Source organism: Mucilaginibacter sp. GW821-FHT07H05 (assembly GCF_059418485.1).
The window spans coordinates 589,321-602,613 of record NZ_JBWKPY010000002.1; the positions used below are offsets into that span (position 1 = coordinate 589,321).

A 13,293-nucleotide genomic window follows, 5' to 3' on the forward strand; every position below is an offset into this window, starting at 1 on the left:
ATCATCTAATCCTAAAAATCAAGGTCCTATTTAGGCCCGTAAGTGATCACCGGGATGATCATCTCCTCTAACGAGATCCCTCCATGCTGGAAAGTTTCGTTATAGAAATTCACAAACTGGTTATAGTTGTTGGGGTAAACAAAGTAATTATCCACCTTGGCAAATACAAAGCTGCTGCTTACATGTAGTTTGGGCAGCATGGCATCGTGCGGGTTTTTTACGTGGAATACATCTTTAGCGTTAAAGTTCAGGTTTTTACCTTGTTTGTAGCGCAGGTTAGTATTGGTGTTGCGGTCGCCGATGATCTTGCTGGGGTTCTTCACCTTAATGGTACCATGGTCGGTACTGATCACTACCCGAACCTGTTTCGAAGCCAGGAATTTCAGCAGATCAAATAAAGGCGAATGCTCAAACCACGATAGCGTTAGCGAGCGGTAAGCGGCGTCATCACTGGCCAGTTCGCGGATCATTTGCATATCGGTACGGGCGTGGCTTAGCATATCAACAAAGTTATATACCACTACGTTCAGGTCGTTACGCATCAGGTTACTTACCGATTCGTTCAGCGCGCGGCCCTCGTCAATATTCAGGATCTTATTGTACGAAAACTTGCATTCCTTACGCACCGTACGTCTTACCTGGTCGGCCAGGAAGCTTTCCTCGTACAGGTTTTTTCCGCCTTCATCCTCGTCGTTCTGCCACATCTCGGGAAAACGTTTTTCCATATCCAGCGGCATTAAGCCGGCAAAAATGGCATTACGGGCATATTGTGTAGCTGTGGGCAGGATACTGTAATAAGTATCTTCCTCTTCTAAACGGAAATATTCGGATATGATGGGGTTAATGATCTTAAACTGATCGTACCGCAGGTTATCTATCAGGATAAAAAACAGCGGGCCGTTACCATCCAGCTTGGGGAACACTTTCTTTTTAAACAGATCGTGCGACAGGGTTGGGCCCGATTCATTATTTTTTACCCAGCCCAGGTAGTTGCGCTCAATAAACTTACAAAACTGCACATTGGCCTCGGCCTTTTGCAGGGTCAGTATCTCATGCATCCCCGCGTCTTCCAGGCTTTCCAGCTCCAATTCCCAGTAGATCAGCTTTTTGTACACATCAACCCATTCCTGGTGGCTCAGGTTATCGTTCAGGGTCATGCCCAGCGTACGGAAATCCTGCTGATAAGCCATCGTGGTTTTCTCGGTCACCAGGCGCTTATTTTCCAATAGTTTTTTAATGGTCAGCAGTATCTGCTTGGGATTAACGGGCTTAATCAGGTAGTCGTCTATTTTCGACCCGATGGCATCCTCCATCAAATATTCTTCCTCGTTTTTGGTGATCAGCACCACCGGCACATCGCTGTTAATGTTTTTGATCTCGGCTAAAGTTTCCAGGCCGGTTAAACCGGGCATATTCTCATCCAGGAAAACCAGGTCAAAATAACCAGCTTTAAAGGCCTCCAGCGCATCGCGCCCATTAGTAGCGGTAGTGACTTTGTAACCCTTCTCGCTCAAAAAAAGTACGTGGGGTTTTAACAAATCAATCTCGTCATCGGCCCATAAAATTGTAGTATCCTGCATAATATATTTAATCAAATTCTGGTTCAGGTATAACCCCAAAGCACGGCTTTTGTTACCGGTTTATAAAGGTAATTAACAAAAATTAACATATCAGCATACAGTGTTTACCCTAATCTGACACACTTACCTGCAAGCCGCCGTTTTGCATGTCCCTCATATGGCGTTTACACATCATGCTAAGGGCTTTCTATTAAATAGCGGCGCTCCCCTGAAGCCGCAGAACACCGAAAACAAAAAAGCGACGGGTTTTAAATCCGTCGCTTTTTGTTTCTTTTTCGCAAATACAGGCTGTATTATTGACCCTGCTTAGCTTGCGCTTTCATTTGCTCGTTAGCAACAATGGCAATTTCAACACGGCGGTTTTGCGAACGGCCATCGGCTGTAGTATTATCGGCAATAGGCTCACTTTCGCCTTTACCCTGGGTACTCAGGCGGTATCCATCAACGCCGTTAGCTACGATGAATGATTTTACCGCTTCGGCACGGCGTACAGACAAGTCCATGTTATGCTGGTCGCTGCCGGTATCATCTGTATGGCCAACAATCAGGATATTGGTTTGTGGATTGCTGCTTAACGATGCGGCCAGGTTTTTCAGATTGCTTCTTGCGGCATCCTTTAAACCTGTTTTATCTACATCAAATAAAATGCCCGAGTCAAACTTCACAATAATACCCTCGCCCTGGCGAACTACGGTTGCACCCGGGACAGATTGCTGGATCTCGGCAGCTTGCTTATCCATTTTTTTACCGATCAGCGCGCCGGCTGTACCACCAACGGCACCGCCAATAACAGCGCCCAAAGCCGTATTACCTGCGGCTTTACCTATAAATGCGCCTACTACGCCGCCAGCGCCAGCGCCAATGGCAGCGCCTTTTTGTGTTTTTGTAAATGAGTTACATCCCGACCCTAATATTCCGGTGGTTGCAATAGCGATGCTTAAAGCAGCTATCTTAGTTCTAAAAGTTTTCATGGTTGATTTTTTTCTCTGCAAATATATTCACAAAGTAAATGCCAAAACAGCCAGGATTGTTTTATTATTCTTTTATTAAATGATATATAATCATATATATAGCTGATTATACAATGCTGCCTTACCAGGATATGTTCAAAAAGGCTGGCTTGTGGTACGAAGGGCGACGGCTTTCAAATCTTCCGGCATTATGCTTATATTTAGTCAAAAATCATCCGCATGAAAAAACTTTTCCTGGCCGCGTTTTCTATCATATCCATTTCTGCCACAGCACAAACCGATGCCGCCAAAGCCACGGTTGCCAAAAAAGCCGACGCTATTGAAAATAAGGTGATTGCCTGGCGCCGCGATTTTCATGAACATCCCGAGCTGGGCAACCACGAGGTACGCACGGCCGCAATCATTGCCAAACACCTGCAGGCGCTGGGCATGGAAGTAAAAACCGGAGTGGCTACTACCGGAGTGGTAGGTGTATTAAAAGGCGACAAACCCGGCCCGGTAGTTGCCCTGCGTGCCGATATGGACGCCCTGCCGGTAACCGAGCGTGTAAACCTGCCTTTTGCATCAAAAGTAAAAACCGTGTACAACGGCGCCGAGGCCGGTGTAATGCATGCCTGCGGGCATGACTCGCACATGGCCATTCTGATGGGTGTGGCCGAGGTATTATCAAGCATGAAAGCTGATTTGCATGGTACGGTGAAATTCATCTTCCAGCCGTCAGAAGAAGGGGTGTTACCAGGCGAATTGAAAGACGGTAAAAAATCAGGCGCCGAACAAATGGTGGCCGAGGGGGTATTAGAAAACCCGAAGGTTGATGTGATTTTTGGTTTGCACATCCAATCGTACCAGCCGGTGGGCACTATCTCTTACCGCCCCGGTGGTGATATGGCGGCTGTGAACGATATGCAGATCATTATAAAAGGGCGCTCGGCACACGGGGCTTATCCATGGTCGGGTATCGACCCGGTTGTAACCTCGGCACAGATCATCAATAACCTGCAAACCATTGTAAGCCGTAACCTGCATGTAACCGAAAACCCGGCAGTGGTAACCATTGGCGCTGTTAACGGCGGTAACCGCAGCAATATTATTCCCGAAACCGTAACCATGCTGGGCACCATCCGCACGTTTAGCGCTGCCGATGAGAAGATGATTATTGAAAGGGTAAAAACAATAGCCACTAAAACCGCCGAAGCCAATGGCGCAACAGCCGAACTGAAAATACCTTACAGCAGCCATTACCCGGTAACCTATAATAACCCCGAGTTAGTGGCCAAAATGCTGCCATCGCTGCAGGCTACGGCGGGTAAGGAAAATATTATACTGCGCCAGGCCGAAACCGGTGCCGAAGATTTTAGCTTTTACGAAGAAAAAGTACCCGGCATATTCCTGCACCTGGGGGGCTTGCCCAAAGGCGCCGACCCATTAAAAGCGCCCGCGCACCATACCCCCGATTTTTTTATTGACGAGGCCGGTTTTACCCTTGGGGTGAAGGCCTTGTGCAATTTAACACTGGATTATATGAACGCGCCGAAAGGGAAATAATACGATATTGAAACCTCCGCTATGAAAAAGACTGCAATAACCGCGTTGTTTTTTTGCCTTTGCCTGAAACCTGCATTAGCGCAACAACAAAAAGATATTAAAAAACTTACCGATAGTGTGGAAACGGAGGGCAAGGCGCTGTATCTTTCCGAAATCGCTTCATGGTATGGTACCGATATTTTCCTTGAACAATGCAAAAACAAAAAGGGCCGAATTGGCGGCTATCTATCGTACGATACCGGAAAGGGGGTTAATAATATATTTTTTTCAAAGGATGCCGAACCTGTAGTTTTAGCTACCATGTCGTTCCCATACGAGGTAAAACCCCCAAATTGCAGGTTGGATACTGCCGAACGCAAATTATCGCCGACTGAAAATCAGCTTTATCGTATCCGTAAATCAGCGATGCTGGCTATCAACAGTAATAAGGACAGCATATTCAGATTTTATAAAAATACGGGGACTAATCCTGTCCCCATTGTGATTAACGGACAAAAAAGGGTGTATTTTTTAACCAGCCCACACGCTAATGGGGTAGTAATATTTGGTAACGACTACCTGCTCACTTTCGATAAAAACGATCAGGTTGCAACTACTAAAAGGCTGCATAAAAATATTATCTCTATCCCTATCGGAAGAAATCCGGCCGATACTTCAAAAAGTGAAACTGTTGCCGGTATGCATACGCATGTGGCCGAGACAGGTGAATTTATCACAGCTACAGATATTTGCACATTAATGTTGTATGAGAAGTTTTCCACCTGGAAACAATATTATGTGATATCGCCAACTTATGTATCTATTTGGGACTGTGCGAAAAATAGTTTAGTTGCTTTAACGAGGGAAGCCTGGGATAAAATTAATGCCGACCAAAAGGCACGGCATCCGTCTAATTAATATAACCGGAGTGTCCAACCTCTTATTCATCTGCAGTAAAAACCAATGGCGCAGCCCTACGGCCGAAGCTTTATTTAAAAACCATCCCGTGCACCAGGCCCGGTCTGCCGGCACCGGTGAGCAGGCGCGTATCAAGGTCAACCAAAAAATGCTGGACTGGGCTGATGTGGTATTTGTGATGGAACGCAAGCACAGGGATCTCATTAAACAAAAGTTTACCTTATCCGGTCAAAAATTAATGGTGCTTGATATTGAAGATCATTACCGATTTAACGATCCGGAACTGATAACAATGCTTCGGACGGCCCTGTATGAATATTTATAGGGATTGTTGACACATTTAGCGCTATTTAACGTTATAGGGTGATAAGCTTTATGGGCAAAGTTTATTTAAAGCAGCCTTACCGGCAGTATTTATTCAATATATAATTTGCAATTTGATATCATATTTGTCAACATACAATTTTATGACTTTGAAACTGATTACGAGAGGGATGCTCTTATTAATTATTTTTAAAGTAATTAGCCCGGCCAAACCGCCTGTTATTGATCCGTATATTGCTAATCACTTTAAAAAGAATACGATCACCAATATCAGTATTAACACTGCACAACCTGGCGTTAAAATCCCTTCAAACTTTTTGGGCTTCAGTTACGAGATTACCGCCTTGCTGGATACCGTGTATTTTAAAAGCAGCCATACTAAATTTAAAAATCTGCTTGATGGCTTAGGCTCTGGTATTATACGCCTGGGTGGATATTATGTTAATAATCACTATTGGACCAATCGTCCGCGTACCGCGCTAACCGGCCCCGATTCTATTGCAACCAGCGATGTGGACAGCATGATCAACTTTATGCGGCAAACTAACTGGAAAGTAATTTTAAACTTAAACTTAGCCAATTCAACCCCCGCTATTAATACTTCCGAAGCTAAATACGCCTGGCTAAACGGGCGTGATGTGATAACCGCCTTTGAATATGGTAACGAGCCCGAAGCCATTTGGAATGTAAAAGACTATGATAAGTATAAAGCCGTGTTTGTTGCTAACTATAATCATGTAAAATCAAACCTGGGCAATGTGCCCATATGCGGACCGGCATCGCTTTATCCAATGTTCTTTGTTGATAAATTTACAAGGGACGGCAAAAACAAGGTTAATTTTATAACCACGCACTTATACTCGGTCGGCGAGGCCAATAAGCCCCACTCCGTTTATGAGTTATTAGACGATAAGTATCTTAAAAAGGTCCATGATTTTTCGAAACAGGTTGATTCCATTGTATCTAAAGAAAATCTTACCTACCGTATTGATGAATGCAATAACTATGGTGATGAAGGTACAAATGTTGCCGACAGATTTACCGCCGCGTTATGGGGTATAGATTTTATGTTCACCGCTGCACAAAACAATTGCCAGGGTATTAACTTTCATGGGGGCAGCAGGGGGTTTACACCCATATTAATTAGAAAGGGGTTTGCTATGAAACCCCAGGCACTATATTATGGCATGTTATTTTTTCATCTGGCCAGCCAGGGCAAATTATTGCCGGTAAAAATTGACCATACCGGTATTAAATCATATGCTGTGGTACAGCCGGATAATAAAATAGCGATTACGGTAATCAATAAAGACCCGGCAGTTAATGCAACGGTGAATATCACCTTAAATAAAAGATTCACCAAAGCAAATATGATGTTGCTGGAAAGCCCTTCTATCTACAGCAAAGATTCAATAACATTGGGAAAAGCAAGCATATCGGGTACGGGTAAATGGAAACCGGCTTATAAAAACAACCTGACTTTTCGGAATGGGGCTTTGCTTGTTACTATTCCAAAGGCAACTGCCGCATTAATAACAGTTAGTAATTGATCAGAGGCTCTTTCGCATCACAAAATCATTCATCCAGTACGGGCCAATGGCTATGTCTTCTTCGTAAGCCACTTCAAACCCCATTTTTTCGTAAAAGGTACGGGCCTTGTTGTAGCGGTTCACATTCAGGTCGAGAGTGCGCTTACCGGCATTAAGTACCTCGTCAATCACCGCGTTGATCAGGATCTTACCATACCCTTTACCCTGCGTTTTAGGCAGGCAGTATAGTTTGTGCAGCTTGTAAATTTCAGGATCGTCTTCGCGTGGGGAGTATCCGGCAAAGGCTACGGCTTCATCGCCTTCTACCAGTAGTAAAAAGGTTTGTTCGCCGTTTGTTAACTGGCGACTGATCTTATCTGCCGAATAGATCTCGCCCAGCATAAAGGCAATTTGCTCATCCGCTAATATAGGCGAATAGGTAGGCCACCAGGTTTCTTCCGCTATGCGGCGTATGGTTTCGGTATCGGCTACTGTGGCTTTTATAATGGTATACATTTCGGTAATTATTGCCCTGAGATATTATCCCTTTACCAATCCAACCAAAGCTTCAACAAACTTCGGGTTATCATTTAAACTCTCTACTAACTGTACGTGTTCGCCGCCTTTTTCCTTAAACTCATCGTGATACTCAACCGATACCTCGTAAACCGTTTCCAGGCAGTCGGCTACAAAGGCGGGGCAAAATACCAGTAATTTCTTTTTGCCTTCTTCGGCCAGTTTAGCTATTACCTGGCTGGTATATGGCTGCACCCATGGGTCGTTACCCAGGCGCGATTGAAAGCAAACCGTATACCGGTCTTTACCTATGCCCAGATTCTCTGCTATCAGCTTAGCCGTTTGATAGGATTGCGCCGAGTAGCAGAATTTGTTAACATCGGTAAGCGTTTGGCAGCAATCGGCCGATTTTAAACAATGGTTATGGGTATGGTCGCATTTCATCAGCTGCCTTTGCGGCAAGCCGTGAAAGCTGAACAGGATATGATCAAAATTCTCCGGCTGATGTTTCCGGCCGTTATCGGCAAAGGTTTCAATCATCAGCGGGTTATCATGGAAGGAGTTAACAAAGGAAATATTGGGGATAGTTTGCCATTGACCAACCAGGTTCATCACCTTTTCGATAACCGAACCCGTACTGGCCGACGCATATTGCGGGAACAGGGCAATCACCCGGATCTCGCTCACCAGCGCGGCCTTTAAACGTTCCAACGCCGACTCGATAGAGGGGCTTTGGTAACGCATAGCCAGTTCAACCATATACTCATCGCCCAGGCGCTCCTGCAACAATTGTTGTTGTTTAATGCTATAGTACAATAAGGGCGATCCGTTTTCTTCCGACCAGATCTCGCGATACAGCTTAGCCGATTTTGGCGCGCGGAACGGCACAATAATGCCCCTGACTAACAGCGCCCGCGATACAGGGTTAATATCTATCACCCGGCCGTCCATTAAAAACTCATTGAGGTACTTGCGCACATCAGGTGTAGCCGCGCTGTCGGGCGTACCTAAATTAACCAGTAAAACTCCTTTTTTGCCCATCGCTGCAAAAGTAAGATAAAAAAACGTAGCCCCCCAGCCCCCTAAAGAGAGAGCAGGAATTTAGACAGATTATTGACAATTATAACATCGTTGTCATTCTGAGTTATCGAATCCAGGCGGGACTTTAAAGGTGTAGATGACGTCAAAACCACCATGTCATTTCGATAGAGCAAGGGCGGGGATTGCGGAGAGGGCGAAAGAGAAATCTTATACACGCGATAGGTAATCGTATAAGATTTCTCCTCACTCCACCCCATAACCTCCGCAGGTTCGTTCGAAATGACATGGTGTTCAAAACAAACACGTCATGGGTAGTAATAGCGAAGAACCTCTAACCAGGAAGGCCTGCCTGCAAGTCCGCCCGGCTTATGAGGGATGCTTCACTCTGTTCAGCATAACAAATTACCCCTCCACTATCTCCACTTCGGCTACGGGGCTAAACAGGTACACCCGGCGGGTGTTTACTTCAACGCATTTAAAACGCTTGCGCAATTGCTCTTCTTTCCGGAAAACGCGACCATCTTTCATCTTAAACAGCGCTTTAAAAGGCAGTTTTTCTACCGTTATGGCCGATGGTTTTGGCGCGTCGTATTTACGCAGCGAGCGGTACAGGTTCAGGTCCGAACAACTGGATGCTGCCGGGTTATTCAGGTATTTGGTAATGGCCTGCTGCACATCGGGCGGAAAAATTTCCTTTTCGAAAAAAGGCTGCATCATTTTTTTAAAATTACTTTTCCACTCCGAGCCATGCGGGCGTACCTTGTGCTGATGTTCGTTCCAGGTATGCAGGTGGGCAAACTCGTGCACGGTAGTCACCAAAAACGCGTAGGCGTTCAAATCGTAATTAACAGAAATGCGGTGGCCTTTACCATCAAAGGGGGCGCGGTAATCGCCAAATTTGGTGCCGCGGTTGCGTGATATTTTAAATTCGCACTTAAAATGATCAATCCAGCGGCCAATAAGTGGTGCCGCTTCGGGCGGCAGGTATTGTGCTAATACTTTTACTTTATCCAATGGTTATATATTCAGCTTATAAAGCTTGTCCCCTCCCAGGGCTTGTTCCACAAATATAGGGGATTTTGAAGAAATGTTTAAAATGCACATGTCATAAAAAAAGCCGGTTGAATGATCAACCGGCTTTAAATTATAAATACTGTAATTACGCCTCAACCGGCTGACCGATCAGGTTCTTCGCCACTAAATACTCGGCAATTTGCACCGCGTTGGTGGCAGCGCCTTTGCGCAGGTTATCGGCAACTACCCAGCAATTCAGGGTGTTGGGCTGACTTTCATCGCGGCGGATGCGGCCTACAAAAACTTCGTCTTTATCGTGCGCGTCTAAAGGCATCGGGTATTTCAGGTTAGCCACATCATCGGTTACAATAACACCGGGGGCCTTGCTTAAAATATCACGTACCTCGGCCAGGTCAAAATCGTTTACAAACTCTACGTTTAACGATTCGGAGTGGCCGCCCATTACCGGGATACGTACGGTAGTAGCCGTAACACGGATGCTGTCGTCGCCCATTATCTTTTGGGTTTCTTTGATCATCTTCATCTCCTCTTTGGTGTAACCGTTTTCGGTAAATACATCAATATGAGGTAATACGTTCAAATCTATTTTATACGGATAAGCCATCGCGCCTTCCACGCCATTACGCTCGTTCATTAACTGGTCAACCGCTTTAACACCAGTACCTGTTACCGATTGATAGGTAGATACTACCACACGTTTGATCTGGTATTTATCGTGCAATGGTTTTAAAGCCACCACCATTTGTATGGTTGAGCAATTAGGATTGGCAATGATCTTGTCTTCGGCGGTTAATACGTCGGCGTTAACTTCGGGCACTACCAGTTTTTTGGTAGGGTCCATACGCCAGGCCGATGAGTTATCAATTACGGTAGTACCGGCCGCGGCAAAAAGCGGTGCCTGCTCTAAAGATGTGCTGCCCCCGGCCGAGAAAATGGCCACATCGGGCTTCTGTTTAATCGCATCCGCTACCGAAACGATCTTGTATTGCTTACCCTTAAAAGTGATTTCCTTACCAACACTTTTTTCGGATGCAACGGGGATCAATTCTGTTACCGGGAAGTTGCGTTCTTCAAGAACCTGCAACATTTTAGTGCCTACCAATCCGGTGGCACCTACTACTGCGACTTTCATTTTCTTTTTTTAAAATATAAACAAATAATTTTTTGAACCTCAAAGATGAGAAATTTTTGTTTTATATCCGATTTAAATGTATACTAAATTAGTAGGGGATTAAACAGCAAGTCCAGAAAGATAATTCATTTGAATATTTGCTGTAATTATACGCCCGTTCCCTGTAAATATATTCCGATAAAATCACTGATGACTTTCCGTCTTCCGGTCTTTCAGACTTCCGGACTTTCTTTTACCTTTGCCCATCAAACCAGGAAACGCATGAGCGAAAAGATATTGGTGATTGGAGCTAACGGACAAATTGGTACCGAGTTGGTTAACGCCCTGAGGGCCATTCACGGAGCAACGCAGGTCATCGCATCGGATATTAATAACCCGGCTTATGCCATCCGCAACAGCGGGCCGTTTGAATTTGTAAATGTACTGGATAAGGATAACCTGCACCATATATTTGATAAGCATAGGCCTACACAGGTTTATTTACTGGCGGCAATTTTATCGGCCGTAGGCGAGCAAAAGCCTAAAATGGCCTGGGATTTAAACATGACCGGCCTGATCCATATCCTGGATTTTGCAGTGGAGTTTAAAGTAGCCAAAGTTTTTTGGCCAAGCAGTATAGCGGTTTTCGGGCCGCACTCGCCGCAGTTTAACACGCCGCAGTATTGTGTGATGGACCCTAACACGGTTTATGGTTTCAGCAAACTGGCGGGCGAACGCTGGTGCGAGTATTATCACAAAAAGCATGGGTTGGATGTGCGCAGTTTGCGTTATCCCGGCCTGATAGGCTGGCGGGCAAACCCCGGCGGTGGTACTACCGATTACGCGGTGCATATTTTTCATGAAGCATTAAAGAATGGCCGGTACGAGAGTTTCCTTTCAGCGGATACCGCCCTGCCGATGATGTATATGGAAGATGCTATCCGCGCAACGCTGACGCTGATGGATGCCCCGGCCGAAAAGCTGACCATCCGCAGTAGCTATAATTTGGCCGGTTTAAGCTTTACACCGCGCCAGCTGGCTAATGAAATACAAAAACATTTGCCCGCTTTTAGCATTAGTTATAGCGATAACGACCCGCGCCAGACCATAGCCGATAGTTGGCCAAAATCGATAGACGACAGCCAGGCCTGGACAGACTGGGGCTGGCAATTGGAATATGACCTGCCTAAAATGGTGGATGATATGCTGACAAATTTGAAACAAATACTATAAGCCCCCTAACCCCCTAAAGGGGGAACAGGATGGCATATTATATAAATTAAACTTAAAAATCATTCCCCCTTTAGGGGGTTAGGGGGTCACATGGGAAGAGCATTCGAATTCCGTAAAGAGAGAAAATTTAAGCGCTGGGCTAAAATGGCAGTGCAGTTTACCCGGTTGGGTAAGGAAATTGTAATGGCGGTAAAAGCCGGCGGCGGCGATGTGAACACCAACTCGCGCCTGCGCACCGCGGTGCAAAATGCCAAAGCGGTAAACATGCCGAAGGATCGGGTGGAAGCCGCTATTAAGCGCGCAACCAGCAGAGATGAAAAGGATTACGAAGAGTTGGTTTACGAAGGCTACGCGCCCTATGGCGTGGCCGTTTTAGTAGAAACCGCTACCGATAACATTAACCGCACGGTAGCTAACGTGCGCAGCTATTTTACCAAATACGGTGGTACGCTGGGTAAAACCGGATCGCTGGATTTTATCTTCACGCGCAAAGCGGTATTTACATTTGTGCCCGGCGACCGCGACCTGGAAGAACTGGAATTTGAACTGATAGATGCCGGTTTGGAAGACCTGTTTGTAGAAGCCGACGAAGAAGGAAACGATATAGCCGTGATCCATACCGCGTTTGAGGATTTTGGCAAAATGCAAAAAACACTGGAAGAGATCGGTATAGAAGTGCGTTCGGCAAAACTGGAACGCGTACCGCAATCGTTCCACGAAGTTACCGAAGAGCAGGTTGTTGACATTATGAAACTGATTGACCGCCTGGAAGAGGACGACGACGTGCAGGCAGTATATCATAACATGGCCGAGTAAATTAGCCGCCATGTCTGCCATAAAAATATTTACCAACAGCCTGATTGGCGAGAATACTTACATTGTGTATGATAATAGCGGCGAATGCGCCATTATCGACCCGGGCATGTACACGGCTTTTGATCAGAACGCGGTGGTGAATTTCATCAATAATAACGACCTGAAACCAACCCTGCTGCTTAACACCCATTGCCATTACGACCATGTTTTTGGCAATAAATTTATATTTGATAACTACGGCCTTAAGCCCCAATTCCACAAAGGCGAACTGGAACTGCTGATGGAAGCCCCGGTATGGACGGCGCAAATGGGCCTGCATTACGATCTTTCGCCACTGCCTGATGTTTTCCTGCCGGAAACAGGGACGGTAACCTTCGGGCAAACTACGTTCGAGCTGATTTTCGCGCCGGGCCATTCGCCGGCACACCTGTGTTTTTACGAGCGTAAAAAGAATTTTCTGGTAGGCGGCGATGTTTTGTTCCGCAACAGCATAGGCCGTACCGATTTCCCGGGGGGCAGCCATGAGCTGCTGATCCGCAATATCCGCGAAAAGCTGTTCGCCCTGCCCGATGATTGCACCGTATGGCCCGGCCACGGCCCCCAAACCACCATCGGGTATGAGAAACGGACCAATCCTTTTTTAACGTAGGCCCCCGGCCCCCTAAAGGGGGAGTTTTAGGATAAATATGTAAACT

13 protein-coding genes are annotated in these 13,293 nt (G+C 45.9%); 7 read left to right on the top strand and 6 right to left on the bottom strand.

Annotation, left to right across the window (positions count from 1 at the left end; all coding sequences use genetic code 11):
• Positions 1-26: 26 nt before the first annotated feature.
• Positions 27-1,580 (bottom strand): T9SS response regulator signal transducer PorX, encoded by a 1,554-nt coding sequence (gene porX / locus AC07M6_RS06695; protein ID WP_494888208.1) that lies wholly within the window; start codon positions 1,578-1,580, stop codon positions 27-29.
• A gap of 293 nt (positions 1,581-1,873) precedes the next feature.
• Positions 1,874-2,551, bottom strand: a complete 678-nt coding sequence (locus tag AC07M6_RS06700) for a YiaD family glycine zipper/OmpA-like lipoprotein (RefSeq protein WP_494888210.1) — start codon at positions 2,549-2,551, stop codon at positions 1,874-1,876.
• A gap of 219 nt (positions 2,552-2,770) precedes the next feature.
• Here AC07M6_RS06700 and AC07M6_RS06705 point away from each other — a divergent pair, with 219 nt between their 5' ends.
• From AC07M6_RS06705 to AC07M6_RS06720, 4 genes are all read left to right on the top strand, one after another.
• A complete protein-coding gene (locus AC07M6_RS06705) occupies positions 2,771-4,096 on the top strand; it encodes an amidohydrolase (protein WP_494888211.1) in 1,326 nt (441 codons plus the stop codon).
• Between the two features lie 21 nt (positions 4,097-4,117).
• Positions 4,118-4,993 carry a hypothetical protein gene (locus AC07M6_RS06710; protein WP_494888213.1) on the top strand — a complete coding sequence of 292 codons (876 nt, stop codon included), beginning with the start codon at positions 4,118-4,120 and terminating at the stop codon, positions 4,991-4,993.
• Positions 4,994-5,003: 10 nt separating this feature from the next.
• Entirely contained in the window at positions 5,004-5,318 is a 315-nt protein-coding gene (locus tag AC07M6_RS06715) for a low molecular weight protein tyrosine phosphatase family protein (RefSeq protein ID WP_494888214.1), read from the top strand.
• A 142-nt stretch (positions 5,319-5,460) separates the two neighbouring features.
• Positions 5,461-6,867 (top strand): hypothetical protein, encoded by a 1,407-nt coding sequence (locus tag AC07M6_RS06720; protein ID WP_494888216.1) that lies wholly within the window; start codon positions 5,461-5,463, stop codon positions 6,865-6,867.
• Here the strand turns inward: AC07M6_RS06720 and AC07M6_RS06725 are convergent, their stop codons facing one another.
• The 4 genes from AC07M6_RS06725 to AC07M6_RS06740 form a co-directional block, all read right to left on the bottom strand.
• Complete coding sequence (locus AC07M6_RS06725; protein ID WP_494888217.1) at positions 6,868-7,362, bottom strand: GNAT family N-acetyltransferase; 495 nt, start codon at positions 7,360-7,362, stop codon at positions 6,868-6,870.
• Between the two features lie 24 nt (positions 7,363-7,386).
• Positions 7,387-8,403, bottom strand: a complete 1,017-nt coding sequence (hemH, locus tag AC07M6_RS06730) for a ferrochelatase (RefSeq protein WP_494888219.1) — start codon at positions 8,401-8,403, stop codon at positions 7,387-7,389.
• 402 nt (positions 8,404-8,805) lie between these two features.
• Entirely contained in the window at positions 8,806-9,417 is a 612-nt protein-coding gene (locus AC07M6_RS06735; protein WP_494888220.1) for a SprT-like domain-containing protein, read from the bottom strand.
• Between the two features lie 145 nt (positions 9,418-9,562).
• On the bottom strand, positions 9,563-10,570 hold the full coding sequence (locus AC07M6_RS06740) for an aspartate-semialdehyde dehydrogenase (protein WP_494888222.1): 1,008 nt from the start codon (positions 10,568-10,570) through the stop codon (positions 9,563-9,565).
• 261 nt (positions 10,571-10,831) lie between these two features.
• On the opposite strand from AC07M6_RS06740, the gene AC07M6_RS06745 reads away from it, so the two are divergent.
• The 3 genes from AC07M6_RS06745 to AC07M6_RS06755 all read left to right on the top strand — a co-directional run bounded on the left by AC07M6_RS06745 (position 10,832) and on the right by AC07M6_RS06755 (position 13,247).
• On the top strand, positions 10,832-11,782 hold the full coding sequence (locus AC07M6_RS06745) for an NAD-dependent epimerase/dehydratase family protein (RefSeq protein WP_494888453.1): 951 nt from the start codon (positions 10,832-10,834) through the stop codon (positions 11,780-11,782).
• A gap of 90 nt (positions 11,783-11,872) precedes the next feature.
• Positions 11,873-12,598 carry a YebC/PmpR family DNA-binding transcriptional regulator gene (locus AC07M6_RS06750; protein WP_494888223.1) on the top strand — a complete coding sequence of 242 codons (726 nt, stop codon included), beginning with the start codon at positions 11,873-11,875 and terminating at the stop codon, positions 12,596-12,598.
• A gap of 10 nt (positions 12,599-12,608) precedes the next feature.
• Positions 12,609-13,247 carry an MBL fold metallo-hydrolase gene (locus AC07M6_RS06755; RefSeq protein ID WP_494888224.1) on the top strand — a complete coding sequence of 213 codons (639 nt, stop codon included), beginning with the start codon at positions 12,609-12,611 and terminating at the stop codon, positions 13,245-13,247.
• Positions 13,248-13,293: the final 46 nt, after the last annotated feature.

Excerpts from the sequence above, each read along its gene's own strand:
- AC07M6_RS06740 (WP_494888222.1), bottom strand. The coding sequence starts at position 10,570 with ATGAAAGTCGCAGTAGTAGGTGCCACCGGATTGGTAGGCACTAAAATG.
- AC07M6_RS06700 (WP_494888210.1), bottom strand. The coding sequence starts at position 2,551 with ATGAAAACTTTTAGAACTAAGATAGCTGCTTTAAGCATCGCTATTGCA.
- AC07M6_RS06710 (WP_494888213.1), top strand. The coding sequence starts at position 4,118 with ATGAAAAAGACTGCAATAACCGCGTTGTTTTTTTGCCTTTGCCTGAAA.
- AC07M6_RS06745 (WP_494888453.1), top strand. The coding sequence starts at position 10,832 with ATGAGCGAAAAGATATTGGTGATTGGAGCTAACGGACAAATTGGTACC.
- AC07M6_RS06725 (WP_494888217.1), bottom strand. The coding sequence starts at position 7,362 with ATGTATACCATTATAAAAGCCACAGTAGCCGATACCGAAACCATACGC.
- porX (WP_494888208.1), bottom strand. The coding sequence starts at position 1,580 with ATGCAGGATACTACAATTTTATGGGCCGATGACGAGATTGATTTGTTA.
- hemH (WP_494888219.1), bottom strand. The coding sequence starts at position 8,403 with ATGGGCAAAAAAGGAGTTTTACTGGTTAATTTAGGTACGCCCGACAGC.
- AC07M6_RS06705 (WP_494888211.1), top strand. The coding sequence starts at position 2,771 with ATGAAAAAACTTTTCCTGGCCGCGTTTTCTATCATATCCATTTCTGCC.
- AC07M6_RS06750 (WP_494888223.1), top strand. The coding sequence starts at position 11,873 with ATGGGAAGAGCATTCGAATTCCGTAAAGAGAGAAAATTTAAGCGCTGG.
- AC07M6_RS06720 (WP_494888216.1), top strand. The coding sequence starts at position 5,461 with ATGACTTTGAAACTGATTACGAGAGGGATGCTCTTATTAATTATTTTT.
- AC07M6_RS06755 (WP_494888224.1), top strand. The coding sequence starts at position 12,609 with ATGTCTGCCATAAAAATATTTACCAACAGCCTGATTGGCGAGAATACT.